This window comes from Bifidobacterium sp. N5G01 (genome assembly GCF_002742425.1).
Lineage (GTDB): Bacteria > Actinomycetota > Actinomycetes > Actinomycetales > Bifidobacteriaceae > Bifidobacterium > Bifidobacterium hominis.
Genome location: NZ_NJNP01000002.1, coordinates 33236 through 60231, shown reverse-complemented (window position 1 = coordinate 60231; position 26996 = coordinate 33236). Strand labels below are relative to the sequence as shown.

The window sequence follows — 26996 nt, the reverse complement described above, 5'->3', positions numbered from 1 at the left end:
ACGCAGCGAATGCAGTCAGCCTGTATTGCAGCGTGCCCGTGGAATCGCCAACCAGTGGCGTGCGAAAATGTCGGATCTGCATTGCCTGAACGACTCCGATTCCGATCGCATCACCCTGCATGCCAATATGCGGGGCACCACCTCACCGTCCAGCCGATACGAAGTGCAGGCCACGCTCGATTTGCATGATGAGCTTTTCTTGGCCAGGTATTGCTCGTGCCCGGCGTTCAACGGTTCGCAGCACGGTTATGGCACGTATTCGTCGGCATATTCGCCCAGCTACCGCAACAATCCAAATTATCGCAGTTTCGACGATGATGACGATGAATACGATTACGTCGACGATTATGATGATTTCGAGTCAGGATCGACGTTCGGTCATGTGCAGGACGATGACGAGTTCGATTCGGAGCCGGCTGGGAGGCGCCGCTATACGGGCATGTGCAAGCATGTCGCCGCAATGCTGCTGCTGTTTCTTGACCAGCCCGAACGGTTCCGCGGATTCAAGCGAAGTGGCGTGACCTCGCATATCCTCTCCGACTATATGCGTGCGCTGGATGCGAAGAATGACAATACCGGTCAAAGCGCGCAGCTTGACGTGCTCAAGCGCATCGTCGACGCGAAAAGCCGTCTCGCTGACGAGCAACGAGGCGTCATTACGCAAGGGGCCGCGAAAACAAAACGCAAGAGCGGTTCCATCATAGTGAAACCGGGAAGTGTGCGTCTGGAGCCCACGCTGATCATGAACCGTGAGCTGTGGAGCCTGACGTTGAAAATCGGCTGCGGCGACGCAAGTTATATCATCAAAAGCATTTCCAAATTCGTAGCCGACATGCACGACGAAGCATACGTGTCATACGGGCAGAAACTCTCGTTCACCCACACTCCGGATATGCTCGAACCGTTCTCGCTGCAGCTGTTCCGATTCCTGCAAGGTGTTGTTGGATCACGTGTCGCTGCACAGCTGCAGAACAACTACTATTACGCGCCAGACGTGCGTATCGAACGTGAAATCATGCTTACCGATGGGGAATTGTGCGATCTGCTGAACCTGTTCGAAGCGGAACCGCAACAGGACTACATCGAAGACGTGCTGATAGCACGTGGGCCGCTGGAAGCTCCCAAGCATGAGGGGCGTGAGAGGGCGCGGCAGCTCACTCCGAATGATTTCGCCTATACGGATGACGCCGCTCCGGACTATGTCGAAGTGGCCACGCCAGGGGAGTCCAGATCGCATACTATCGCCATATTCGATGGCAATCCGCAATTTCGGTTCATCGCCGAATATGTGAAGGAAGGCGCTTCGTCGGGCGTGCGTATCACGTCGAACCGTACCATCACGGATCGGATTGTTGGGCAGCGGGGCGTGTACCTCATGAGTGCCGAACATAACGGCACTCCGACGGATTCCCATATGATGCCAGTGAGCGTACTCTTCCGTTGCGCCGACAGCATCCTTCCCGCAGTGGACGCGTTGATGACGTTGTGCGCGTCGAACGTTAGCGATGGTGTGTTCATCGCGGAAAACGACTGGCCCATGTTCGCACGAACAATACTGCCAAAACTTACCGAAGCGGGCATTGGTTTCGATATTCCGCAGGAAGTCGCCGAACGGATGGGAGTCGACTGCCAGATTGAATTCTACTTGGACCGTGATCTGCAGGGCATCACCTGTGAGGCTGTGGCACGATACGGCGATTTCATGTTCCAGTTGGTGCCGACCGCTAAAGCACTACGAGGCGTGATTAATCCGGATTCGCGGTCGAAAGCGGCGCTCATCAAACGAGATACGGCTCGCGAATCATTCGCGGTGCAGGTGGTTCGCCAGCTTTTCCCGACATGGAGTTCCATTGACGTGGCGCGGGTTCGTGAGGAAGATGAACAGACGATTTTGCTCTTGCTCACCGAAGGCGTGGATATCTTGCGCTCGGTCGGGCAGGTGTTCTCCACGGCCGCGTTCGACGGCATGATGATGCCAAGCAGCCCTACAGTGAAGGTTGGACTGTCCATTGACTCGAATCTGGTTGAGATCTCGCCGATAGCCAACGAAGTGCCGATGAACGAGGTCGGTGCGTTGCTGAATTCCTACCGTAGGAACCGCCGCTATCATCGATTCAAGGATGGTACGTTCGTTGATCTGAAGAATGCCGATCTGCATGAACTTGACCAGATTGCCGCAGATTTTGACCTTAATGAGCAACAGCTTGATTCCGGAAGAATCACCATTCCCGGATATCAGGCGTTCCTCTTGGACGCTCAAGTTGATGACGACGGCAAAAGCGAATCATTCGTCGACTATGTCAACGATGTGAAAATCATCGACCCGAAACGATACGAAGTGCCCAGCAACCTCAAAAACGTACTGCGCCCATACCAGGTGGAAGGCTTCCAATGGCTTTCCACCTTGTGGGACAAAGGCTTCGGTGGCATTCTCGCCGACGAAATGGGTTTGGGAAAATCCGTGCAATTGCTGTCACTGGTGGAAGCTCGCAAGGGGAGTGGTCCAGCGTTGATTGTCTGCCCGGCATCTTTGGTATACAACTGGGCCGCCGAATGCGAGAAATTCACGCAGGATCTCACCATCGAAGTTGTGGCAGGCACGAAGGCGCAACGACGCAAACTCATCGCAACCGTGGCGCAGCAATGGAATAATTCGCCTGAAACCAATGAAACGCAGCAAACCGATGTGGTGATCACCTCTTACGATTTGCTGCGTCGAGATGTGGACGATTATGCCGACTGCCGGTTCACATTAATGGCACTTGACGAAGCTCAATATATTAAAAACCATGCCACCAAACTAGCCAAAGCCGTCAAGCAAATCACCGCCGAACACCGGTTCGCATTAACCGGCACGCCCATCGAAAACCGGTTGAGTGAACTGTGGAGCATCTTCGACTTCCTCATGCCCGGATTGCTCGGAACCTACACGAAGTTTCGAGAAAAATACGAACAGCCGATCATGGCACCCGGTTCGGAACATTCCGTCATGGCCGACAAACTGCAGGCTTTGGTCGGACTGTTCATTAAGCGACGTCTGAAAAAAGACGTGCTGACCGATTTACCTGACAAGTTCGAAAACGTGCTCACCGTCAAATTGGAAGGCGAACAGCGCAAGCTCTATGCGGCACATGAGCAACGGTTGCGTGCCACCCTTACCAAAACCAAGGATGCCGACTTCAATACGAAGAAGATTCGAATCCTTGCGGAATTCACACTGTTGCGCGAAATCTGTTGCGATCCGAGACTCGTCTATGCGGATGCGAAAAATGCTTCCGCCAAACTTGACGCCATTTGCGAACTCGTATCCACGTGCATGGACGAAGGCAAGAAAGTGCTCGTATTCTCGCAGTTCACTTCATTCCTTGACCTGATTGGTACACGTTTGGCTGAACAGGGCGTGGACTTCTACACCATCACCGGCGAGACGCCGAAGAAACGCCGTGTGGAACTGGTGGACGAATTCAACGGCAACGATGTTCCCGTATTTCTCATCTCGCTCAAGGCAGGCAACACGGGACTGAACCTTGTGGGCGCATCCGTAGTGGTGCACGCCGACCCATGGTGGAACGCCGCCGCGCAGAACCAGGCCACCGACCGTGCGCATCGTATCGGCCAGACGCAGGATGTGAACGTGTACCAGATCGTAGCCAAAGACACCATCGAGGAACGCATCCTCAAACTTCAGGAAAAGAAAAGCGAACTCGCCCAGCAGTTCACCGACGGCACCGCATCCGGAGGTGTCGGCACACTCAGCAAGGACGACCTGCTCGGCCTGTTGTCGTGACGTGCGGTCGGAGGAATCTTGCGTTCCAAATCGCAAGATAAAAACGGAACACAGGTTGCGAATATCGCATGGTGGGCGTATATATTGTCGTGCAAGTTTCAGGGAAGGTGAAAATCCTTACTGGCGGTAACGGTACGACTGACGTTCATAACAGTCCCATGCCGAAGCCCGCGACCCGCGAAAGCGGCTGATCCGGTGAGAATCCGGGGCCAACGGTCAAAGTCCGGATGGAAGAAACGGGGCTCAACATGAGTGTATCCTCACCAAATAATACCCAAAACAACACCGCCGAAATCGCCAGCGAAAGCATGACGCGTCCCGACAACGCGCATTCCACAGGCGTGGCCGATTCCGGACGCTGGTCCACCAAACGCATCGCCATGTATGCGCTGTTCGTGGCGCTGTCGATGGCCGTCAGCTTCGTGGACTTTCCCATCATGCCAGGCGTGGAATGGCTGAAATATGATCCGTCCGGCATTGTCAGCCTGGTAGCAGGTTTCGCCTACGGTCCAGCAGCGGCGGCAATCGTCAGCGTGCTCGGTTTCCTGCCGCACCTGTTCACCAACCCATGGGGCACGCTTATGGCCGTACTCGTGGCTTTGGCGCTATCCGTGCCGGCAGCACTGATCTACCGCAGGAACAAGACCCGCAAGGGCGCGGTCATCGGCATCATCGTCGGTGCTATCGTGGCTTTGGTGGTGGCGATTGTGGGCAACCTGATCGTCACGCCGTTCTACGCGCACATGACCACCGCACAGGTCGTGGCATTGATCGTGCCGGCGCTTTTGCCGTTCAACGCGTTGAAATTCACCATCCATGGCGTGATCACCTTCCTGATCTACAAGCCGATCTCCAACCTGTTGAACCGCTGAGCCTCGTTCACCATATCGATTCCGCATATTGATGAATAGGAAGGAACCTTTCGACGTATGGAAGGTTCCTTCCGTTTATGAAAGACGATTCCATGAATCCTGATAGCGACACGAACATCGTTGCGGTCGAATTGCGTGATATTCGTTTCACGTATGACGCCGGCGCGACCTGGGCGCTCGACGGTGTGAACCTGACCATCCGCCAAGGAGAACGTGTATGCTTGGCAGGCCCAAACGGATCAGGAAAATCCACACTTTCACGCATCATTGCAGGGCTTGCCGCACCCGATGCCGGACATGTCACGTTGTTGGGAAACAACGTATTCGATGAAAGCGGTGCGCACGCTGACGCTTACCGCAGCGCCCGGCATGGTATCGGGGCGGTTTTCCAACATCCGGAAGATCAGATCGTCACCACCATTACCGAGGATGATGTTGCCTTCGGTCCGGAAAACCTTGCCATTGCGCATGATGATATCGATATGCGGATCGCCATGTCACTTGACGCAGTTGACATGAGCGAACAGCGAGAAGCCGATCCCGCGCGAATGAGCGGAGGTCAGCAACAGCGCGTCGCCATCGCCGGCATGCTTGCCATGAATCCTGAAATCCTCGTGCTCGACGAGCCTACCGCCATGCTCGATCCGCAAGGCCGCGCCGACATCATGCATATTCTTGACGAATTGCAGCAGCACGGCACAACCATCATTCTCGTCACCCACCATCGTGACGAATTCGCCAATGCTGACCGCATCATTCGCCTAGATAACGGGAGTATCGTGCAAAGCGCTCACGGTGATACTGCAAGTATTCCGGAAATGGACGAATCAGACACGGCGCAAGAAGACAACCCAATTGCCAAATCCAATATCGCAAATGGCGCATCAAAGCCAGCATCGGCTGTACCAATCATTGAAATCCGTAATCTGACATACCAATATCCAAACAGTAACAAGCCTGTGCTCGATAAGCTTTCCATAACCATCAATGCGGGCGAAACCGTGGCCATCACAGGGCATAACGGTGCAGGCAAAACCACCCTCGCGCGTCTTCTCTGCGCGCTTGACCAGCCGCAATCCGGCAACATCACCATCAATACCATTCCTGTCGCACGCCAACGCACCAACGGCAATATGCAGTCGCTCAAACGTGCGGACCGTGAGAAACTGCACGCCACCATCGGCTACGTCATGCAACATCCCGAACGTCAGCTTTTCGCCGAAACCGTAGCCGAGGATATCGCCTACGGACCACGCAACCAACATCTTGACGAAACGCAGGTATCCGAACGCGTCAATCAAGCCATGACGCTGCTGCATATCGAGCATCTTGCCGATCGTTCGCCATTCGACCTTTCCGGCGGACAACAACGACTTGCCGCCATAGCGGGCGTCATCGCATGCCAACCGCAGATCCTTATTATGGACGAGCCGACCGCAGGACTTGACGAGGCGGCTACAACCCGCGTGCACGATCTCATCCAAACCCTCCACGCACAAGGCGTCACCGTACTCATCATTTCCCATTCACAAACGGAAATCGACGTGCTCGCAGATCGAGTGATCGCGCTTGATCGCAGACAAAACGGTAATGTCGCTACTCGAAATATCGAAGCCAATGGCACTTCCGAAACGGCAGGTTCGAAGAATCCGCACGCGATTGACTCCGGACGTGCAAAGGGAGACGTCCGTGAAAACCGCAGTTTTATGGAACGGCTTGACCCGCGCGTGAAGATGGTGAGTGCGTTGGCGATCATGTTCTCCGCGTTCGCCATCAGATCCTTCTGGCAGTTGCTTGTGGCCGCACTGCTGACCGGCATGATCGTTGCGACATCAGGCATCGGCGTGAAACAACTGTTCAAATCGGTTCACATGTTCCTCGCATTGTTCGTGTTCTGCGGACTGCTCAATATATTCTTCGTCCGATCCGGCAACGTTCTTACGAACATCGGGCCGATTCCAATCACCGACGACGGTGTGCGTATCGCCATACTGTACGCCTGCAGATTCGTTGCGGTCATTATCGTCGGAGCGGTATTCCTTGCCACCACCACGCCCACGGCCATCACCGACGCATTCGAAGCGTTGCTCAAACCTTTCGCAAAATTCGGCATACATGCGCAGGAGATCGCGTTGGTGATGAGCCTCGCATTGCGGTTCCTGCCCACGTTAGGAAGCGAAGCGAAAGCCATTGTGGATGCGCAATCAGTCCGAGGCGGCAGCATTGAAACGGGAACATTCGTGCAGCGGATCAAAGCGATGACCGCCATTATCATTCCGGTATTCGCAGGAGCGATACGCCATGCCGATAATCTCAGCCTTGCACTCGACGCACGATGTTACGAGGAAGGCATCATGCGCACGCACTGGCGAATCATGCGGATCGCCAAACGTGACATCGCCGTAGTCGGTGTGGGTGTGTCATACATTGCCGCATTGACCCTGATCGCTGGACTATGCTGAGCATTCCGGACGGGCATGGCGCTCCACTGATCGTATTGGAAAGCGAAACCGCCGAAGAAGCACGTCTGAACATGCGCAAGAACATCGAAAACGGTGTGAACGCCATCAAAGGCGCGGGGGAGTGATATGCAAGATTTTACTGCCCTCACGCTACTCTTGAGCAAGCATCATAGATAGGAATGGAACAAGTTATGGCATTAACCAAGAAGCAGGTCAAGCAGCTGCGTGGCCTGGCTACCAAGCTCAATCCGCTCATCCAGGTCGGCAAGAACGATTTGAGCGAAACCGCTATCAAGCAGGCGGACGAGACCATTGAAAAGCGTGAGCTTATCAAATGCTCCGTGCTTGACGGATCCGGACTGACTGCCAAGGAAGCGGGCGAGGGACTGGCCGAAGAACTGAACGCGGAACTCGTACAGGTTATCGGCAACCGTTTCGTGCTCTATCGCCGCTCCCATCGCGATGATGTGGAGCATATTCGTCTCGTACGCGAATAAAGCGGGAAACTGACGCGACCAAACATAACAGGGCGGGTGCTTTCTGAAAACCAATCAGAAGGCACCCGCCCTATTGCAATGAAAATAAACAATCGGAAGTCAGGAAAACATGCGATGGAGCGGTGTCAGCGCTCCTGATTCCATTCGGGCTTCCACGTGTACTGCATGTCGTACGCGCTGGCCCAGAACATGTACTCGTTCTCCACGCCGGTCACGAAAATGTCAATCAGCTCGCGCTTGCGCTCTTCGCTCGCGTCGGCTACCAGTTTCTCGATATGTTCGAGCAGCCACACGGAATCCTGCCAGAACTCGTCGGTCTTATACATGTCGACCCAGCTTTTGTACGGATTGTCGTCAAGCGTGTCGGCAAACTCGGCGGCAAGACGGTAACCATAATCCGCATACACCCAGGCGCACGGCAGCACGGCCACAAGAATGTCGAGAATATCCTTGCCATAGGCGATGGAAAGGATATTCGACGTGTAGGCACGCGCGAAGGCCGACTGGCGCACATTGTTCATCTGCTCTTCGGTGATGCCATAGCTGGCCAAGTAGGAGCGGTGTACTTCGGTCTCGACCTGCAGGGCGCCGTTCTGCACTTTGAGCATGAACGCCATGATTTCAGGGTCGGTGGCCTTGGCTAATCCCAAAGCGTGCACTCTGGCGTAATCGTTCACATAACGAAAATCCTGCAGCAGATAGAAGGCGAAACGCTCGCGTTGCAGTGTGCCTTCGCCAAGCTCGCGGATGAACGGCTGCTGGTAGCCTTCCTCCCAAACCAGGTCAGCAGCCTTGCGCATGCGCTGCGCGAACGGAGGAAGATTGTTGCGTTGGATGCCTTTGGCGGCGTCGAACTCATAATCGAAATTGGTTGTTGATGTCACAGCAGTCATTAGACATGCCTCCCTACGCTGGTATTAACCATCAGGTTCAAAGGGTTCAGGCCTCACTTGGCCTATCTCAACCCGACAAACACGGGTTCCCCTGCATTACGCCGTACATTATGGCAAAGCCGTCCGAAATGTGCAAGAGCCTGTCCGCCGAATGGAATCGTGCCGCATGATGCGAACACAGGCGATGTTCGGTTGAGGGCGAGTGCAAGAATAGAACGTATGACTGAAAAGCAAGTTGCGAAGAACACCATCGAAAAGCTGGCTATCGTCGTGGTGACATACAAGCGTCAGCAGCTGCTCGCCACCCTGTTCGAATCCATCGAAAAACTCACTGTGGCACCATGGCGTATCGTCGTCGTTGACAACGAGCACAGCGATGCGACCCAAGGCATGGTCGACGATTTCCGTGAAGCGGTCACCGCGCAGTGGGGCAATACCATCGCCGACCAGTCGGGCAACGAAAGTCGCGTGGTGTATGCACCTCAATCCGACAACCTCGGCGGCGCAGGCGGATTCTCCGCAGGTGTGAAGAAGGCATATGAGCTGGGATCCGAATGGTTCTGGGTGATGGACGACGATGTGGCTGTGATGCCCGAAGCCATCGAACGACTCGCCAAGTGGACCGGCAGCCATGATGTGATCCAAGGCAGCCGATACGACTATGACGGCGGTCCGTTCTACTGGCAATACGATTTCATCATTCCCCTCGGCATCCCCAATCCGATCGCTCCGGCCGCATTCGGACGCCCCGGCTACCGCGTGATGGACACCCTGTGCTTCGAGGGGGGTCTGTTCCGCCGCAACATCGTCGAACAGATCGGCTTGCCGGATCCGCGTTTCTTCATCTACTGGGACGACACGATGTACGGCTACCGCGCCAGCAAAGTCACCAACCCGATCGTGGTGCCTGACGTGATCCTGCGCCGCACTCGTGAAATCGGCAATTGGGATATCGCCGGCGTGCGCCAGCTCAACTCCACCTCTGACATGAACCGTTACCACATCATGCGTAACCGAGGCTACATGGCGCGCTATTTCATGGCGTTCGGCGATTACCGTCCGCTGATGTTCGGTCTGGGTACGCTGCTGACCGCCGCCAAGGAAGTCATCCGTCTGGTGATGGTGGACCGAGAGCATGTGAAGACCGGCTTGGTGCAGATAGCCAAGGGTTGGTGGGATTCACGCAAGCTGTTGCATGATCCGGATTGGAAGCCGATGCCGCCGCTCAAGTGATGCGGTTGCGCCGTCTTCAGACGGTCATCTTCTTACGATTCGCCCCATGCCGATGCGTTGAGTTGACATGGGGCGAATCGTTTGCAGAAAAAAGTTGCAGAATGAATCATTTCATTGCGAAAAATTATGCAATCGTATTCACCATTTATGCTTTTTCGGCGCGTTTTGGGGCATGGGGCGAGTTACTATGGCGCTTACCGGTTCGATAACACCCACTATGTACCTTGATAGGAGAGGTCGAAGATGATTGAAACTGCACAGGCGTTTGGCGTTGACATTGGAGGCTCCGGCATTAAGGCAGCCCCGGTTAACCTCGAAAAGGGCGAGTTTGCCGAACCGCGTCTGAAGATTCTTACCCCGGAAGTTTCCACTCCGAAGGCCGTCGGTGAAATCGTTCGCCAGCAGCTCGAGCATTTCGAGGTTCCCGAATCCGCTCCGGTCGGCATCGCTTTCCCGGCGCCGATCCACGTGGGCGAGAAGCTCGGCTACATGGCCAACCTAGACCAGTCTTGGGTCGGCGTGGACGTCACCGAAGTGTTCTCCGAAGCCTGCGGACGTCCAGTCACCGTGGTGAACGACGCTGACGCGGCAGGCCTTGCCGAGCAGCAGTTCGGCGCGGCCAAGGGCCAGGATGGTCTGGTCGTGGCAACCACGCTGGGTACCGGTATCGGCACGGCGCTGATTTTCAACGGTGAACTCATCCCGAACACCGAGCTTGGTCACCTGGAACTGCTCAAGGGCAAGGGCGACGCCGAAAAGTACGCGGCATCCTCCATCCGTGAAAAGCTTGATATGGGCTACAAGAAGTGGGCCAAGCGACTGACCAAGTACTATTCCCTGATGGAGTTCTACTTGGATCCGCAGCTGTTCGTTGTCGGCGGCGGCGTGTCTCGTGTGTCTGAGAAGTTCCTGCCGTACATCGACATCAAGACCCCGATCGTTGCAGCCAAGTTGCACAATGAGGCTGGCATCATCGGTGCCGCGTACTACGCAAGCACCAAGCAGAAGTGATGCCGTGAACCATTAAGGTTCCCAACTTTTGTATAAGCGAGAGCCGTCCGATTCGTCGGGCGGCTCTCGCTTATTCCGTCAACATTTGTGAGGCGAAGGCATGCCATCTTGCTTGACGTAACGACTTGCGCAATCCAAGGAGTATGGTGGAGACTATGCGTTTTTCCTCCAGAGTCGATATCAGCGAGCCCAATCCCATCGCCAAAGCGGAAGCGGAAGCCAAAACAAGCGGCATCACGCTCGGCAAACTCAACGACTCCAATCCAACCAAGCATGCGCTCGCGCCGGAACTTCTGCCAGACATATATGGCGCTGAGCCACGCGGCCAACGGTATGCGCGCGAAGCGCTGGCCGCATTCCTTCAAGGGCGAGGCAATGATGTTGACGTCGAAGACCTGTACATACTGAGCTCAACATCCGAAGCATACTCGTGGCTGATCAAACTCCTGTGCGACGCCGGCGATGCCGTGCTCGCGCCGAAACCCGGCTATCCGCTCATCGAATCGATCGCACGACTTGAATGTGCCGACATGATCGAATACCAGCAGCGATTCGACGGATCTTGGTACATCGATGTGGCCGAACTGCGCGAAGCACTTGAAAGTGAAGAAGGCGAACGTATCCGCGCACTGGTGCTCATCAATCCCAACAATCCGACCGGATCGTACGTCAAAGCGTCGGAACGTGAGGCCATTGTGCGGCTTTGTCATGACCATGAGGTGGCCATCATCGCCGATGAGGTGTTCTACGACTATGATCTTGAACCATTCGATGGCAACGCGCGTCTTGCGGGGGAGACCGGCACGCTCACATTCGCATTGGATGGGTTCTCGAAGACGTTGGCCGCGCCACATGCCAAAGTCGGTTGGATCCAAGTGTCCGGCCCGGCGGCTGAAGTGGATGAGGCCAAGCGCAGACTCGACGTGGTCGCCGACGACTATCTGCCAATGAGTGAGATCATCGCCAAACAGATCCCCGCCATGCTGGGCGCCGCAGCCGCGCAGACCGCGCGCGTGCGAGAGCGCGTGCAAACCAACCTCGCAGCCTTGCATACCATGCTGGATGATGACGAGCAGGGCATGGTCAGCGTGTTGCGTGCCGAAGGCGGATGGAATGTGCTTTTGCACGTGCCCAGCGTGCTTGACGAGAACGAACTGGTGTTGTCCATGATCGAAAAGCACGGAATTTCAGGACAGCCCGGCTATTTCTTCGATATGACGTCGAACGGCTATCTCGCGATCTCGTTATTGCCGGAACCCGACGAATTCAGGCATAACGTTCAGACGGTGCTTGACACCGTCAACACAATGATCGGCTGAAACATGTTGTGGTTCCATCGTCGACACCGATGAAGGAGCCGCAACATGTGGGGAACGGGAATAATCCGTGGGTATGGTCAGGCTTTGGAAGCCTCATATTTAGCGCGGATGAGGTCCGTGTAAAAAGCGACGGCCTCATGCGGGCCACCGTCGAACACAACCTGATGGTCGTCGACCACCAGTGTGCGGTCGATCGCATACTCCGCGCGTGTGATCAGTTCCGTGTCATGCGTGGCGAACACTACCTGTTTGTCGTAACTGAACAGAGCTTTCGCCACATGCGCGGACGCCACCTCGTCCAAACCCTTGGTCGGCTCGTCGGCAACGATCACCGCGGGGGAGAAGCTCAATGCGGAAGCGATCGCCAGCAGATGGCGCTTCTCGCTATCCAACGCGGAAGCAGTCTCGCGCGCGACCGCAGCCAAATCAAAATGCGCGAACAGATTGCCGATGATCGCCTGGCGTTCGCTTTCCGGCACCTTATGCTTCTTCAACGGTTCATCAATCGCCTCGCGAATGGAATCCGCTTTGTAATAACTGTTCGGAATTTCCTCGCGACGAACACGGCCGATCATCGACTCGATACGTTTCAGATCACGCTTCACCGACGGATCATACGCAGCACCATTCGCGTCGATACGCACCGAACCGGACGTCGCTGTCAACGCGCCATCCAACAACTGCAATAGCGTGGTCTTACCAGAACCATTCAACCCGATCACGGCCACACGCTTGCTTTCCGGAGTGATCGTCAACGACGTCGGCTCCAGACCGACATTGCCATCCTCATACGTGTGGCCAGCCTGATCGAGCGTGAACGTGACATCATGCGCCACTTCGGGACGCTTAGATGAAAACAGCGAATCGAAAAAACCCATGGCAACCATTGTACGGGCGTGCCGAACCCATTGCATACGAAACGGGGACAGAAACCCAAACCCCTACAAGGAGTTCAGATTCCAGTCCCGTCAAGATTCGCGAATGCCTACGCGTCAGGCGAAATAGAATCCCGAGAAATCGTACTTGTACACGCGATAGATGTATGAGCTGTTCAACGTCATATGGAACTGCGCCAACAGATCACCATCCTCGTCGTACTGGCCGAACAGGCCCTTCATGCCCGAATCGATGAGAATCTGGCCGTTGTCCAATTCCTGTGCGGAACTGACATACGGCGAATATGGCACGTCGAACGACGACACTTCCGTATACGTGCCTGCATTCTCGTCGACCAGATACTTGCGATACTGCGACTCCGCCGTGTCGGAAGACAGTTCGGTCGAGATGCCGTCAATCACCGTCCAGTCAAAATCAGGACGCGTCAGTGAAGTGCCGAAATTGTTATCGAACATGTACAGGTAATATTGGCCGTCAGGCAGTGAATCATCGGCGACGTATGTGATGGAATGCTGTCCGCCGGTATCCGAAAAATCACCGGACTTCGTCAGGAAACTGCTGGCCTCATCGGTGCCTGCCCACACGGACGGCTCACCGATCATATAGTCGAGCGTCGGATCCGATTCCATATCATCCACCTTGATGATGGTGGACGTTTCGCGTGCGGAGAACAATGCGGAACCGTCATTCAACAGTTGGATGGTGTTGCAGTGCAGCCAATCCCAACGATTCTTGGCATTCGAATCCGACTCGTCGGTTCCCGCATGCGTGGTGGAGCCCTTATAGTCGGCGAACAGTTCACCGAAATCCACCAAGCTCGTCACACTGCCGGTGGAGGTGCTGAGCTTGATGACCTGATCTTGCACGGCATTGTCATCGCGGCCTATCTCGGTGGCCAACAGCACGATGTCGCCGTTGGAATCCATCGCATAATCATGATGCAGAATGTAGTCGGATCCCAGATCGTAGATCTTCTCCAACTTGCCGAGACGGTTCATCGCCACCATATGGTGCGTGGAAGCGGAGAACCACATGAGTCCGTCATCGTCGAACAGCAGACGATGCGAACGATAGTAGAGCACGGGGATCTCGCCGCGCAGCACGCCGTTCGTATCGTAATAGAACATGAAATCCTGTTCGTCGGAATCGTTGCCGAGAATGGCATACAGGCCATCGCCCAGATCCTCACCTGAATCGGCTGCGACGGTCTGCTCCAGCTGCACCTCCTCATTGCCCAGCAGGGATGCGCCCCTGTGTTCGATGGTATGCGTGCGGGACTTGCCGTCGGCGTCGGTCAACGTGATGGTGATGGTGTTCTTCTCGCCGGGAATAAGGCCGAGTAGCTGGAATTCATGGGTTTTGCTGTATTGCGATTGCTGGTAGGCGTCACGGGTGAAATCCGTGTAGCCGTCCGCATGCACGGTATAGGAGACGGCAACCGCGTCGTCGGTAGTGAAATACACATACAGCGACGTGGTGTTGGTGCCGTACGGATCTTCGGTGACAAACATGTCATCCTCTGTTGCGGAGGACTTGCTTTTTCCCTGCTCGAGCTTGTCGTCGGCCATATTCTGATAGTCGGCCGTGTACACATTCTCGATACGTGCGTTCAGCCGTTCGATCCTGTTTTGTCTGATGGCCGCATCGACGTTGTCATAGCTGGCGAGACAGACGCCCAATGCGATGGCCGATGCTACCACGGCCGCGGTCCAGCGTCTAACACGAGGATGGCTTGACAGAAGTGGAAGCGATTTCATAACTGATGTCTCCAACAAGGGTTCATCTCATAGCGAACAGTTACGACACCACTATTATTCGCAAAACTCGGAACAAACCGAAGATTTTATTGGACAAATCGTAATAAAACCCTGAAATAACCCTGAAAACGCCGTGCCTCATATCAGGGTGAACCACGACTGCACGTCGTGGAACAAACCGGGATCATTGCGTATCATTTCGTCGTCGCGACCATATAGGAACAACGACAACACTGTCACCGCCAACATGAACAGCAGCAGCGCCAGCACCAGTACGCGCAACAGCCAGCGCAGCCGCGGACGATCGCAATCCAGCGCAATGAGCAGCAGAGGCAACGAAGCCAAGGCGAACAGCCAACCGAAATCGGCGATGTAACGCCATCCAAGACCACCCAGCCGCGCGTCAAGCGCCACAATCAGCAAACCCAACAGCAGGAATGTCGTCAGCGTGCGCCACATGCCGGCATGGTCACGAGCGTGCATATGCCGGCGCAGGAATGGGCATGCCAGCGAAGCCAATGCGAGAGGTGCCATGACGAACAAGCCTCCAGGCATCGCCTCCGTGAACCCCCAATCCTTCAACGGGGCGGGTTCGACGGCAAGGAACGGGAACATATTCGTCCAACGCAACGGCAAAAACAGATAGTATGCGACCGTCCAAATGAAATTCGACCACGATTGATGGTAACTCGTCATATCCGTGACCGTCAGCTGATACGACGAACCGAAATCGAATGGCGAGGAGAAACGCACCATGTTATAGGCGAACAACGGCACCACCACAACCAATGCGGATACCAGCACGGCCAAAGGCGCACGCAACGCATGCAACATGGCGCAGGCACGCCCATGCTTACCGGAAGCGAACACGCCATCACGCAACTGTTTGGCAATCGCACGAATCTGCGGCCAGAACAAAGGAAACGCGGCGAACGCCACCACCACAAACGACGGACGACAACCCACATTTGCGGCAATGCACACCGAACCGGCAGCCAAACGAGGCAGCGATAACAATCCGACCGCATTCCCCTCGCCGTCCTCGCCAGCGTAGGCCGTGGATGGACGTTCGGCTCCCAACCATAGCCACAAGCCCAACGTGCTCAACAACAAAGACGCCGCGATCGGCACCGAATAGAAATTCGTCCGATACCACAAATACGGAGCATTCGACGCCAACAACACAAACACGCACAACATGCTGACCGCAGCCACCGAAACATGCGGACGCACACGCTTGATCACACGAATCGTCAACAGGCACGCGAACACCAAAAAACCAAACATCAGCAACGGCACCGCAGCGCCCGACGGCATCATCAGACCACCATCAACCCACAACGACGTCATCGCACGATACGGCACAAACAACAGCAACGCCGGCACCACACCAAAATACGAATACCAACGTCCATTGAAAAACGCATAATCCCAATACACAGGACTCACGCCATCGGCAAGCAACTGCTGCCGGGTCGCCACATCATACGGATCATCCGCATCACGCAACCCCTGGGGCACATCCAAATCAAGCCACGCATGACCATCAAGCAACGCCCGAGCCACATGATCATACTGATCGTAATCATACGTATACATGCCATCCGTATGAAAGCTCAACGGCACGGCATACACCAACTGCCACACCACCACCGCAGCAGTCACCAACCCAGGAACCGTCAGCAACACGCCCAACGCCACCCGCTGACGCACACTCGACGTATCCAACGGCACCTTCCACAAGCGTGAACCCGGACGCCACAACGCCACCAACACCATCACCAACACCAACAACGCCACACGCAGCGGACTCACCGAAAAAGGCACACGCACATTCGCACGCACCGCCTCAAACGGAATCAAAGACCCCTTCGGCTCCACCACCTGCACACGCACCGTACGACCAGCCGCAGCCCTCACATACAATGAACGAGACGAATCCAACGACACCGAAGTAAGCTCACACGCCCTACGATCAGCATCAGGACGCACACGCACCGTACGCAACACGCGCTCACCCTGCCGCTCAGCCCCCTGCAACACCTCATCAGAAACAGGAACAACACGCACATAATCCGACGAACCATCCGCCGCCACCTGCAAATACGCCTGCGTCGGATCAGTAACCTCCAACAACCCATCATCACGACGCTCAAGCCCCGGCCCCAACGTGTTATACGCAGCCGCCGAATCACCCGACGCCGCCAACGACTGGAAAAAAGGCACATTACACAACACGCACTCAACCAACGCCACCACAACAAAAGCGACTACAATAGCTGCGCGCACACGATGACGCGCCTGAAAACGCTGTTTCGAAAAAACCACAAATATTATTCTAAAGGCTGCATGTCGCATTGAATTGAAAGAATAGCCCACATGTCACACCTCACACCAGCATCGCCATCAGCACACCATCCACACCAAGGACGGACCATGCTCAACCACGCCATGCAAGGGGTACGACAACTCATCAACCACAACAAACACCCCCACAACACCACCGACACCAACCCCTTCGGCAAAGCCCTCAACACGCCAGACGACATCGTCGCCGAACTCACCCGCAACGCCATCAAACTCAACCCACTCATCAAACGGCACATCATCAAAGGCTTCGAAGGCGTACCAAACACACTCCAACTCGGCTGGGCACAACTACCGCAAACCCAAGGCAAAGCCTTCTCCATCGGCCTATTCACCGACACCAACCACTTCGCACAAATCGCGCTCGCCGACAGCAAAGCGCGCGTCTTCGCAGGCACCGATCCCGAAATGGACGTGCAGGAACTGGATCCACGCTTCATCTTCGTCAAAGAGGAGACCCTCACTCTGCCGGACGGCCCACGATTCGGGCATGCTGCGAACGGCACGCCAAAAATGGTACGCGCATCACAAGGCGGTGTCGTAGGGCGCATGCCCGGAGGACGCATGATGTGGCTCGCATCCTGGCTCAAAGTCGGCAACCGCTACACGCTCGAACAGATGCGCGCCAACCTGCCGGAAGCCATGCGATTCGACCTGGAATACCGTGACGCCATCACCATCGCGTTCTTCGCGGCCTACATGCTGCCGCAAATGAACGGACTACTCGTAGGATTCGGCACTGGCAACATCTTCCGCAGACTCAACAGAGAAGCGCCTATGGGCGCGATCCGCCGATCCATCAGAGACACGATGAGTGCCCGCTCGCACGGCATGCGCGCCTCCGGACTCGAGGATTATTTCGCCGACCTCATGCGCGAGGCCGGGGCGCTCGACAAAGACCAAGGCCTTGAGTCCGTGCATGGCGCGGAACCGCTGCACCTGTACACGTCCAGCTATTCCGGCTGCTACTTCTTCGCATGGGATTCCACGTTGCCGTTCTCAGCATCGTTGCGTGCGTTGAACATCGAAGGCAATCTCAACCGTTTCGCCGCAGTCAGCTCATGGTTGGAACGCAACGCCCGTATCGGCAAGCTGCCCACGGAAGACACCGTGACACGAGCCGAAGCGGCGCAGATCGACATGGCGCTGCTGGAAAATCCGGCGTTGATCGCATTGAAACCGGATGACGAATTCGGCGCAATCCTCGACTCCCAACAGGATGATGGCGTGCAGGCCGTCATGCGTTTGATGGACATTGCCTCGGAAACCAGGCGTTCCATTGCCGAAAACACGACGGTCGGCACGGACAGCGTCGCCTTCGGCAGCGAAGGCGGTTCGGAATGGGTGTACCGCCAGACAATGTCTCGGCTGCTACGCAGCATGCGCCTTCCGTACCGTTTCGACGTGGATTTCCGATGCAGCCTCAAGGACGGCAATATGGCGATCGGCTTCACATCCGCAGGCGTTTCCATGATGCCGTCCACCAGATACGATGCGGCACGCCATGCATGGGTGGATATGACGGACGCCGAACGCGCTCGCATGAGCGCGGACTACAATCTGCGTGTCGGACTGATGATGGCTGCGTTGAGTTTCGGTGCCGATCCAGGCATCCAGCGCGTATCGATGCATATCGATTCGATTGGTTTGGAAGAGGCCGTGGTCGAGCAGGATTCCGCCATCAGCGAGCTGATGAGCGAGGCATTGGCCGCGTTCGAACGAATCCGTACCGGAGATATGGGCGTTTCCGGATCCAAAGCCGATCCGAAAGACGGCGATTTCCATGGGGATCCGTCTCGGCCGGTGACGCCGAAAACCGCTGACTTGGGTGTCGATGGCGGTGACGGTGATGATGCGGACGATTCGCTGAACAAACAGTTCGAGGATTTGATAAAGGATATCGACTTCGACGAGATGACGTTTGCGGTTCCTGACGAAGCTGCAAACGAGTCCACCGGAGAGGAGGGCGATTCCGAGCATTTCACGCATGACGGTCTTGATGCTGGTTTGATTGGCTATAACGATTTCGACGGGGATGGCGACGATCCGTTGAGCCAGCTTCGCAAGAATCCGACCGTGCGCAATCTGGTGACGGTCACCTTTACCAGAGGCGAGTTCATGGAACGGTTGGGTGAGTGCGGACTGTCTGACCCGACAGGTACGTACCGCATGTTCGACGCGGAAATGGATGTGGATGGTCTTGGCGCATTGAAACCAGTGGATGCCGCGCTCAACCTGCGTGACAGCCGTTTCTCTCCGGCGGGAAGCCAAGAGGAGCCCGAGCTTTCCGATGTTACATTCGACCATAATACGGCGCAACTGTTCGGCTGCCGCGACATGTCGGGGCTGTCCATCCAGCGTGTGGACCTGCTGCAGCGCGCGGTTGGTGAATTCCATAGGATCGCGCAGGATCCCCATCTGGAATCGGTGGCCAAAGCGAAGCAGGCCATGGACATCATCAACGCCATCGCCGACCCTGAGTTAACGGCCTTGGCTCCGCAAGTGACGAGCGCTCTTATCGATGGCAAGGACACGCCGGATTTCTCGTTCCGCGTGGCCGACGAGCTCGATGCGGAACGCATCAAGGCGAGGGACCTGCTGTTTTCCGGGCAGGTCGATCAGAGCGTGGAATTGGTCGAAGCAGCGCTGGAACGAATGGATCAGCTGTTCGCTTCGAATCCGGGCGTGCCACGGTATTTCAACTCGTATGCGGAACGTGTCATCTATAACCGTATGTTTGCCACGGAAGGCGAACGTACCGTGCTTATCCCTGACAACCTGTTCTATGCGCATATGGAACTCGCCGACGTGCTCGCACAGGTCAAAGGCGTCAAGGCCGCGCTGCCGCATCTCAACGCGATGGTGCGATACGCGCCGGCCTATCCGCTTTCCCATCTCAAGTTGGCGGTTCAACTGGCGCGCGCCGAGGATTGGGATCCGGCCAGAGCGGCTTGCCTCAACGCGTTGCACGTCGCGCTTGACCGTGAGGATGCGTCATTCGCCTATTACAGACTCGCCTATGCGGAATGGATGTGCGATCACTTCGATATCGCGGCCGCCGCATATATCATGAGCGAGGAGATCGCACCGGCGCGTATCGCCATGTTGGAGGGTGAGCTTCAGGAATTGATCGGACGTGCGCAGTCGCAGTGCATTCCGGTGCCTACCAATGTGTCGGAAGCCATGCATGTGCTTACGCAGGCTGGACTGCCGGTATGGCCCAACACACAGGTTGCATCCTTGGTACGCAAGGCCGCGCGAGTCTGCGTGGACGAGGGCATGTTCGTGCCGGCACGTACGCTTTCGGTTGCCGCTTCAAGGATGGATGATGAGGAGCGCGACGGTGCCGATGTGGTGCAGATGCAGTTCCTGAGGTCGTTGAACAACTGACCGGCACCATCCGGGGCGAACAATTCAGCGTCGACGGCACGTTAGTCGAACATTTGTGCGATACTGTTCGAAGCGTCGCCGACCGACAGCACTGAAAGCACATCGAACAATGTTGACAAGGTAGTGACAATGACAAGGCATGACGATTCCGAACAGCTCGCATGGGATTTTGACGCTCCCGAAACGGATGGCGGCGCCATGGGCACGTCGACGCCCGTGTCGGCAGACGAGGGAGCCGCCTCATATGCGCCGGGAAGCGAACAGTGGATCGCCGCATTGCAGCCGACAGATGCGGACGCCATGCGACTGGACAGGATCGACGTTTCATCGATGAGCGCCGAGGCCGCGGCACGATTGTGGGCGCGAGTGGCAGCATGGGTGGAATCCGATCAGATCGCATACTATATCGATGATGCGCCGGTCTCATCTGATGCGGCCTACGATGCGAGAATGCGCTGCTTACAGGCTTTGGAAGCGCAGTTTCCATCCCTTGACTCCGCGCAATCGCCGACGCATCGTGTTGGGGGCACCTTCTCCAACGATTTCGCATCAGTGCGTCACCCGTCACGCATGATGAGTCTTGACGATGTCTTTTCGCTTGAGGAATTGCGCGAATGGTATGACAGTGTCATCCGAGGTCTTGATTGGTCGGACACGAAGCCCCTGCCAATGACCTGCGAAGTGAAGATTGACGGACTTGCGCTCAATCTCATTTACCGTAATGGCGTGCTTGAACAGGGCCTGACCAGAGGCGACGGTGTGACTGGCGAAGATATCACACTCAATGTGCGCACCATCTCCACCATTCCACAGAATCTTGCCGGGCCAGAGGAGGATATTCCTGAATTCGTGGAGATTCGCGGCGAGGTTTTCATGCGATGGGATGATTTCAACACGCTCAACAGGGAAAGCGAGGATGCGGGACGCGCGCCTTTCGCCAATCCGCGCAACGCGGCCGCAGGAAGCCTGCGTCAGAAGGACCCGCGCATCACCTCCACCAGAAGGCTTAGTTTCTACGCGCACGGTATCGGCACGCTCCAATGGGGCGCCAAACGAGGCGACGGCCACGATATCGTCAACAACCAATCCGAGGCGTACGAGCTATACAAGAAGTGGGGTATACCGGTCTCTCCGCACAATCGTGAAGTCACCACATTCAGCCAAATCCTCGACATGATCGACTATTACGGTGAGCATCGCGGTGACATCGAGCATGCGCTCGACGGCATCGTCGTGAAAGTGGACGATCTGGGGTTGCAGCGGTCGCTGGGTGCGACCTCGCGTGCGCCACGTTGGGCCATCGCCTACAAGTATCCGCCGGAGGAAGTCAATACGGAGTTGCTCGACATCACCGTGCAAGTGGGGCGTACCGGCCGCGTGACGCCGGTGGCCATTCTGAAGCCCGTATATGTTGCGGGTTCAACGGTGTCGAGAACCACTTTGCATAATCCGTTCGAGGTGGAACGTAAAGGCGTGCTTATCGGCGACACCGTTGTGGTGCGCAAGGCAGGCGATGTGATTCCTGAACTTGTAGGTCCAGTGTTGGAGCGTAGGGAAGGGTGCGAAGACCAGCTGCGCCGTTTCGTGATGCCTTCGCATTGCCCGAGCTGTGGGGCACAACTCGCCCCAGCCAAAGAGGGGGACAAGGACATCCGCTGTCCGAACGTGGAATCCTGCCCGGCACAGTTAACCGAACGCATCATCAACCTGGCATCCAGAAAGGCGTTCGATATCGAACATCTGGGTGACCAATCGGCCATCGCGTTGACGAATCCGGAAGAGGATCGCCCCGATTCGGTGGCGACCTACGCGCCGAACATCACCGAAATCGTAGTGGCACCGGGGCAGGAGCCCGAACCGTACGAGCCGGTGGAAGGGCTGGAACTGCCGGCCCGGCAAACGCCGGTGTTGTCCAGTGAGGCCGGCCTGTTCTCGCTGACAGCCTCCGACCTGCAGGATGTTCGCGTATGGCGAGAAGCGCCAATCATCGAAATCCACGAAACCGTCGGCAAGAACGGTAAGCCGAAAAAAACGCGCAAACGTATCGGCGGATCAGGCCTATGGCATCAGGTCCCGGCGTTTTGGACGACTCCGACAGCGGCGAGAAAGCGTAAGGACGAAGTCGATGAATCCGCGGAATATCCCGGATATGACGTGCCTGAGGATGCCATGGTGATCCGAGAGGAAACCAAAGTATCGCGTTCCGGAGCATCCAGCGTGCAGCCGGTATATATACGCCCTGCGGAAAATACAAGGAAAATGCTTGACGAAATGGACAAGGCACGCCACGCCGACTTATGGCGTGTGCTTGTAGCCCTGTCGATCCGGCGCCTCGGACCGCCCACGGCACGTGTTATCGCCAATACGTTCGGATCGCTTGACGCCATCGAACGCGCCAGTGTGGACGAACTGTCTCAGATAGACGGCATCGGTCCGGAGATTGCGGAATCGGTGGTCACGTGGTTCACATCGGCCAAGGAACCAGGCGATTGGCGCGGCACGGTGTTGGAAGCATGGAAGGCTGCTGGAGTTGGCGTGGAGCAAGCTGAAATCAGTGAACTACCACAGACACTTGAAGGCAAGACAGTGGTCGTCACCGGTTCGTTGATTGATTTCTCGCGTGACTCCGCCAAAGAAGCGATTATCTCTCGCGGTGGAAGAGCCTCAGGATCCGTCAGCAAGAAAACCGATTGGGTGGTCGTTGGCGAAAACGCCGGCGCCAAGGCCGCCAAGGCAGAGGAATTAGGCGTTCCCATGTTAAACGAGGACCAGTTCAAAATACTGCTGGAAAACGGAACGGTGTGACGTCGGAACGTCAAGCTGGCAACATAATCGCAAGAAGGCTCTGGCATGCCGCGCCTCCAGACGCTAGTCTGGTACGCGGTTAAAGGAGGAACCATGACCGACGAGCGTACCATTGAAGCGCGCATCTATGAGCGACTCAGCAAAGTGATCGATCCCGAGCTGGGGCGGTCCGTGACCGATCTGGGCATGATCGCAGCCATCGATGCGATACCGGTGGAAGGCAAAACGAACACTTACGAAGTCCGTGTGGAAGTCGAGCTGACGGTGGAAGGCTGCCCATTATCGCAGACCATCACCAACCAAATCAACGGAGCGGTGGCATCCTACCCGGATGCGACGCTGCTGCCGCGTATCGAAGTCGGATCCATGAGCCAAGACAAGCTCACCCAACTCGTTGCAGGTCTCAAAGCCGATCGCAAGCAGAACCCCTTTAATAAGCCGGGCATCAAAACCCGTATTTTCGCCATAGCATCTGGCAAAGGCGGTGTCGGCAAATCGTCCGTCACCGCGAATCTTGCCGCCACTTTCGCGGCGCTCGGTTATGATACGGCCGCCATTGACGCCGACATCTACGGGTTCTCGCTGCCGCGACTGTTCGGCGTGCATGCGCAACCCACCAATCTGAATGGTATGCTCATGCCCGTCACCGCTTGGGGGGTGAAACTGATTTCCATCGGCATGTTCGCGGGCGCCGATCGTGCGATCCTTTGGAGAGGGCCGCGACTGCAGCGTTCGCTCGAACAATTCCTTTCGGATGTGTGGTGGGGCGAGCCCGACGTGCTTCTGCTTGACTTGGCTCCGGGTACCGGCGATATGGCGATTTCCGTGGCCCAGGCCCTGCCGAATGCGGAACTGGTGGTGATCACCACGCCGCAGCCGTCCGCATCCGACATCGCAGTACGCTCCGGCTTGGTGGCGCTGCAGGTGCCGATGAAAGTGCGCGGCGTCGTAGAGAACATGAGCTATTACGAGCATAAGGGTGAACGTCTGCGGATTTTCGGCGAAGGCGGTGGTACGCGCGTATCGGAACAGCTGACCGAAAGCCTCGGCTATGACGTTCCTTTGCTCGCTCAGCTTCCACTGGAACCGGAATTGCGGGAGACTGGTGAGGACGGACGCCCGGCCGTGCTGAATGAGGATGGCTCGTTACGTGCCGACGGTATTGGCGAGACATTCAGGAACCTAGCTGAATCATTGATGTGCAGACCTCTGTAAAACTCTATGGAACCGTGTTTCCGTGCTGCATTCAGTACGGGAGGGAAACCCGTGAAGACAGGCCATTGCAAAAATCCGAGCGTGTTCTATGCCGGAAACGAAGCGAAAATGAAACAGCCCTTGTGAAAATCTTGTGCCTTGTGTAGTATCAAGCGCAGACACGGGGGCCGTATGGCTGAGAGGAAGCAAACGCTTCGACCGTATGAACGTATACCGGGTAATGCCGGCGCACGGACGTCTCTCTTTTCCCGTGCCTTGACATAAAGAAAGGCACATTCATGACCGTAAATGAATCTTCCGCGGTGAAGAAGCACAACAACAAATGGCGAGTCGTTGATATCGTTGTGGCCGCCATCGTCGCGGTTGCAGCTGGTGTGATTTTCTGGGGCTGGGATGTTATCTGCGCGGCTCCGATCACGCTGTTCGAAGCGGTGACGCCTGGCTTCGAAGGCCTACTGAACGGCATCTGGCTATTTGCAGGACCTCTGGCCGCCCTTATTGTGCGAAAGCCTGGTGCTGCGCTGTTCACCGAAACCCTTGCTGCCGCTATAGAACTCGCCATGGGCAATCCCTGGGGCATCGGCGGTTCCCTGATCATTGGCATCTGCCAAGGTCTTACTGCCGAAATCGGCTTTGCGATTTTCGCGTACAAGCGTTGGGATTTGCTGTCGGCCACCATTTCCGGCACCCTCGCCGGTTTGGGATGCTTCCTCTACAACTGGACCGTAAACCCCGCCTGGGCAGGCTTGCGTATTGCCGTCAACTGCGTCACTTCCGTTATTTCCGGCGCTTTGGTGGCTGGAGTCCTGATGTATCTGCTGCAGCAGGCTATCGCCAAAACAGGCGTGCTTGACCGTTTCGAATCCGGTCGTGCGCAGACTCTGGTCTGACGATTCGTTTGTGAAGTCCCGTATCGCATTCACGGTGGGTGGATACGGGACTTCTTTGATGCGTGTTCGCCTTACGAACGCCAAATGCAAAAGGAATGAAAGAACGATTCATGGGTACTGATGCAGAAAAATCGTTTTCCGCAGCCGGGGTGGTCGCACGCGATTGGGGATGGCGACATGCTTCACGTAAGGATTTTGCGTTAAGGCATGTGGACTTCACCATACAGCCGGGGGAGCGTGTGTTGCTGTTGGGTGCTTCCGGTGCCGGAAAATCGACGTTGATGGCCGGTCTTGCCGGCGTGCTCGGCGGTGATGATGAAGGTGAACTCGAAGGTGAGCTGCTGATCGACGGAACGGATGCCCGCCATTCGCGTGGGCGATCAGGATTGGTATTGCAGGATCCCGATGCACAGACGATTCTGGAACGTGTGGGAGACGATACCGCTTTTGGCTGTGAAAATCTGAATCTGCCAAAAGATGAGATTTGGAGCAGGGTCCGTTCCTCACTCGACATTGTTGGACTTGGCTATATGAAACTTGATCGCTCCACGCGCAGGCTTTCTGGCGGGCAGCGTCAACGTCTGGCTTTGGCTGGCGTGCTCGCCATGCACCCCGGATTGCTGTTGTTTGACGAGCCGACCGCCAACCTTGATCCGGAAGGCGTCAAGGAGGTGCATGATGCGGTACGTGATGTGCTTGACCGAACCCATGAAACCTTGGTGGTGGTGGAGCATCACATTGACGTATGGCTTGATTTGGTGGATCGCGTCATTGTGCTTGGCAAGCCGGAAGCCGATTCGCATGTCAGCGGAGTCATCGCCGATGGCACTCCTGAGGAAGTGTTCGGCAGCATGGCGACGGTGTTGGCAAAAGGCGGTGCCTGGGTTCCGGGGCGCACCATTGAAAGCCATATTCCCGAATCCAAGCAGTCATCGGGAAAGGTTGTTCTGCGAACCGAGGATCTCAGCTTCGGACGTGAATTCGCGCTTGGCGAGCATGTGAACCTCGCGTTCCATGCCGGCGAGATTACTGCCCTGACCGGCAAAAACGGTGTGGGAAAATCCACGCTTGCTTTGACTTTGGCTGGCTTGCTCAAACCGATTTCCGGGCGGGTAAGTATGGATGAAAGCATGGTTCCCGCACATAGGGAGAACAACGTCTTCACGTGGAAAAGCAGGGATCTTCTTGGGCGAATCGGCATGGTGTTCCAAGAGCCGGAACACCAGTTCGTTGCATCCAGTGTGCGCGACGAAGTGGCGGTCGGCCCTAAATCCATGGGAAAAACCGATGACGAGGCCTACGCCATCGCCGATATGATGCTGGAACGGTTGAACCTCAAACGGTTCGCCCCAGCCAATCCATTCACGTTATCCGGCGGTGAGAAGCGTCGTCTTTCCGTGGCGTCCATGCTTGCCGCGGCGCCGAAGGTGTTGGTGATGGATGAGCCGACTTTCGGTCAGGATTTCACCACATGGACGGAAATGGTCAGGTTGATAGCGGGCGTACGCGATGAGGGCTGTTCCGTCATCATGGTCACTCATGACGAACCGTTGATCGAAGCGTTGGGAGCGCGTCGCATTCTCGTAAGCGAGGGGGAGTGA

17 protein-coding genes and 3 riboswitches are annotated in these 26996 nt (G+C 56.2%); of the genes, 13 read left to right on the top strand and 4 right to left on the bottom strand.

Annotation, left to right across the window (positions count from 1 at the left end):
- The first annotated feature begins 67 nt into the window (after nucleotides 1-67).
- From CE168_RS03940 to CE168_RS03925, 5 genes are all read left to right on the top strand, one after another.
- On the top strand, nucleotides 68-3787 hold the full coding sequence (locus CE168_RS03940; RefSeq protein ID WP_236824337.1) for a DEAD/DEAH box helicase: 3720 nt from the start codon (nucleotides 68-70) through the stop codon (nucleotides 3785-3787).
- A 90-nt stretch (nucleotides 3788-3877) separates the two neighbouring features.
- A riboswitch (FMN riboswitch) is annotated at nucleotides 3878-4030 on the top strand.
- A complete protein-coding gene (locus CE168_RS03935) occupies nucleotides 4015-4659 on the top strand; it encodes an ECF transporter S component (RefSeq protein ID WP_154035195.1) in 645 nt (214 codons plus the stop codon). (Overlaps the previous riboswitch by 16 nt.)
- A 77-nt stretch (nucleotides 4660-4736) precedes the next feature.
- Nucleotides 4737-7121 carry an energy-coupling factor transporter ATPase gene (locus CE168_RS03930; RefSeq protein ID WP_099571218.1) on the top strand — a complete coding sequence of 795 codons (2385 nt, stop codon included), beginning with the start codon at nucleotides 4737-4739 and terminating at the stop codon, nucleotides 7119-7121.
- Entirely contained in the window at nucleotides 7115-7246 is a 132-nt protein-coding gene (locus CE168_RS09235; RefSeq protein WP_272896518.1) for a hypothetical protein, read from the top strand. Before CE168_RS03930 ends, CE168_RS09235 begins: the two co-directional genes overlap by 7 nt.
- 66 nt (nucleotides 7247-7312) lie before the next feature.
- Nucleotides 7313-7618, top strand: a complete 306-nt coding sequence (locus CE168_RS03925; RefSeq protein WP_033501017.1) for a YhbY family RNA-binding protein — start codon at nucleotides 7313-7315, stop codon at nucleotides 7616-7618.
- A 125-nt stretch (nucleotides 7619-7743) separates the two neighbouring features.
- Here CE168_RS03925 and tenA read toward each other — a convergent pair whose 3' ends face one another.
- Nucleotides 7744-8511 carry a thiaminase II gene (gene tenA / locus CE168_RS03920; protein ID WP_003834566.1) on the bottom strand — a complete coding sequence of 256 codons (768 nt, stop codon included), beginning with the start codon at nucleotides 8509-8511 and terminating at the stop codon, nucleotides 7744-7746.
- Nucleotides 8504-8614: riboswitch (TPP riboswitch) on the bottom strand. (Overlaps the previous gene by 8 nt.)
- A 116-nt stretch (nucleotides 8615-8730) precedes the next feature.
- Between tenA and CE168_RS03915 the strand changes: the two genes are divergently transcribed.
- From CE168_RS03915 to CE168_RS03905, 3 genes are all read left to right on the top strand, one after another.
- Nucleotides 8731-9744 carry a glycosyltransferase family 2 protein gene (locus tag CE168_RS03915; RefSeq protein WP_080788612.1) on the top strand — a complete coding sequence of 338 codons (1014 nt, stop codon included), beginning with the start codon at nucleotides 8731-8733 and terminating at the stop codon, nucleotides 9742-9744.
- 243 nt (nucleotides 9745-9987) lie between these two features.
- Nucleotides 9988-10755, top strand: a complete 768-nt coding sequence (gene ppgK / locus CE168_RS03910; RefSeq protein WP_003834570.1) for a polyphosphate--glucose phosphotransferase — start codon at nucleotides 9988-9990, stop codon at nucleotides 10753-10755.
- Nucleotides 10756-10910: 155 nt separating this feature from the next.
- Nucleotides 10911-12074, top strand: coding sequence for a pyridoxal phosphate-dependent aminotransferase (locus CE168_RS03905; protein WP_099571490.1), 1164 nt, complete (start codon nucleotides 10911-10913; stop codon nucleotides 12072-12074).
- Between the two features lie 77 nt (nucleotides 12075-12151).
- Here CE168_RS03905 and CE168_RS03900 read toward each other — a convergent pair whose 3' ends face one another.
- From CE168_RS03900 to CE168_RS03890, 3 genes are all read right to left on the bottom strand, one after another.
- A complete protein-coding gene (locus CE168_RS03900; protein WP_180753693.1) occupies nucleotides 12152-12952 on the bottom strand; it encodes an ATP-binding cassette domain-containing protein in 801 nt (266 codons plus the stop codon).
- A gap of 114 nt (nucleotides 12953-13066) precedes the next feature.
- Nucleotides 13067-14728: an aryl-sulfate sulfotransferase gene (locus tag CE168_RS03895; protein WP_099571216.1), complete on the bottom strand. Its 1662-nt coding sequence runs from the start codon at nucleotides 14726-14728 to the stop codon at nucleotides 13067-13069.
- A 138-nt stretch (nucleotides 14729-14866) separates the two neighbouring features.
- Nucleotides 14867-17086 carry a hypothetical protein gene (locus CE168_RS03890; RefSeq protein WP_236824308.1) on the bottom strand — a complete coding sequence of 740 codons (2220 nt, stop codon included), beginning with the start codon at nucleotides 17084-17086 and terminating at the stop codon, nucleotides 14867-14869.
- A gap of 93 nt (nucleotides 17087-17179) precedes the next feature.
- On the opposite strand from CE168_RS03890, the gene CE168_RS03885 reads away from it, so the two are divergent.
- The 5 genes from CE168_RS03885 (at nucleotide 17180) to CE168_RS03865 (ending at nucleotide 26996) form a co-directional block, all read left to right on the top strand.
- Nucleotides 17180-20485: a tetratricopeptide repeat protein gene (locus CE168_RS03885; protein WP_236824336.1), complete on the top strand. Its 3306-nt coding sequence runs from the start codon at nucleotides 17180-17182 to the stop codon at nucleotides 20483-20485.
- A 129-nt stretch (nucleotides 20486-20614) separates the two neighbouring features.
- Nucleotides 20615-23290 carry an NAD-dependent DNA ligase LigA gene (ligA, locus tag CE168_RS03880; RefSeq protein WP_099571214.1) on the top strand — a complete coding sequence of 892 codons (2676 nt, stop codon included), beginning with the start codon at nucleotides 20615-20617 and terminating at the stop codon, nucleotides 23288-23290.
- 93 nt (nucleotides 23291-23383) lie between these two features.
- Complete coding sequence (locus CE168_RS03875) at nucleotides 23384-24505, top strand: Mrp/NBP35 family ATP-binding protein (RefSeq protein WP_039198599.1); 1122 nt, start codon at nucleotides 23384-23386, stop codon at nucleotides 24503-24505.
- Nucleotides 24506-24655: 150 nt separating this feature from the next.
- Nucleotides 24656-24758, top strand: a riboswitch (TPP riboswitch).
- 25 nt (nucleotides 24759-24783) lie between these two features.
- Complete coding sequence (locus tag CE168_RS03870; RefSeq protein ID WP_099571213.1) at nucleotides 24784-25395, top strand: ECF transporter S component; 612 nt, start codon at nucleotides 24784-24786, stop codon at nucleotides 25393-25395.
- A 95-nt stretch (nucleotides 25396-25490) separates the two neighbouring features.
- On the top strand, nucleotides 25491-26996 hold the full coding sequence (locus CE168_RS03865; RefSeq protein WP_099571212.1) for an ABC transporter ATP-binding protein: 1506 nt from the start codon (nucleotides 25491-25493) through the stop codon (nucleotides 26994-26996).

Excerpts from the sequence above, each read along its gene's own strand:
- CE168_RS03940 (WP_236824337.1), top strand. The coding sequence starts at position 68 with ATGTCGGATCTGCATTGCCTGAACGACTCCGATTCCGATCGCATCACC.
- CE168_RS03935 (WP_154035195.1), top strand. The coding sequence starts at position 4,015 with ATGGAAGAAACGGGGCTCAACATGAGTGTATCCTCACCAAATAATACC.
- CE168_RS03930 (WP_099571218.1), top strand. The coding sequence starts at position 4,737 with ATGAAAGACGATTCCATGAATCCTGATAGCGACACGAACATCGTTGCG.
- CE168_RS09235 (WP_272896518.1), top strand. The coding sequence starts at position 7,115 with ATGCTGAGCATTCCGGACGGGCATGGCGCTCCACTGATCGTATTGGAA.
- CE168_RS03925 (WP_033501017.1), top strand. The coding sequence starts at position 7,313 with ATGGCATTAACCAAGAAGCAGGTCAAGCAGCTGCGTGGCCTGGCTACC.
- tenA (WP_003834566.1), bottom strand. The coding sequence starts at position 8,511 with ATGACTGCTGTGACATCAACAACCAATTTCGATTATGAGTTCGACGCC.
- CE168_RS03915 (WP_080788612.1), top strand. The coding sequence starts at position 8,731 with ATGACTGAAAAGCAAGTTGCGAAGAACACCATCGAAAAGCTGGCTATC.
- ppgK (WP_003834570.1), top strand. The coding sequence starts at position 9,988 with ATGATTGAAACTGCACAGGCGTTTGGCGTTGACATTGGAGGCTCCGGC.
- CE168_RS03905 (WP_099571490.1), top strand. The coding sequence starts at position 10,911 with ATGCGTTTTTCCTCCAGAGTCGATATCAGCGAGCCCAATCCCATCGCC.
- CE168_RS03900 (WP_180753693.1), bottom strand. The coding sequence starts at position 12,952 with ATGGGTTTTTTCGATTCGCTGTTTTCATCTAAGCGTCCCGAAGTGGCG.
- CE168_RS03895 (WP_099571216.1), bottom strand. The coding sequence starts at position 14,728 with ATGAAATCGCTTCCACTTCTGTCAAGCCATCCTCGTGTTAGACGCTGG.
- CE168_RS03890 (WP_236824308.1), bottom strand. The coding sequence starts at position 17,086 with ATGCGACATGCAGCCTTTAGAATAATATTTGTGGTTTTTTCGAAACAG.
- CE168_RS03885 (WP_236824336.1), top strand. The coding sequence starts at position 17,180 with ATGCAAGGGGTACGACAACTCATCAACCACAACAAACACCCCCACAAC.
- ligA (WP_099571214.1), top strand. The coding sequence starts at position 20,615 with ATGACAAGGCATGACGATTCCGAACAGCTCGCATGGGATTTTGACGCT.
- CE168_RS03875 (WP_039198599.1), top strand. The coding sequence starts at position 23,384 with ATGACCGACGAGCGTACCATTGAAGCGCGCATCTATGAGCGACTCAGC.
- CE168_RS03870 (WP_099571213.1), top strand. The coding sequence starts at position 24,784 with ATGACCGTAAATGAATCTTCCGCGGTGAAGAAGCACAACAACAAATGG.
- CE168_RS03865 (WP_099571212.1), top strand. The coding sequence starts at position 25,491 with ATGAAAGAACGATTCATGGGTACTGATGCAGAAAAATCGTTTTCCGCA.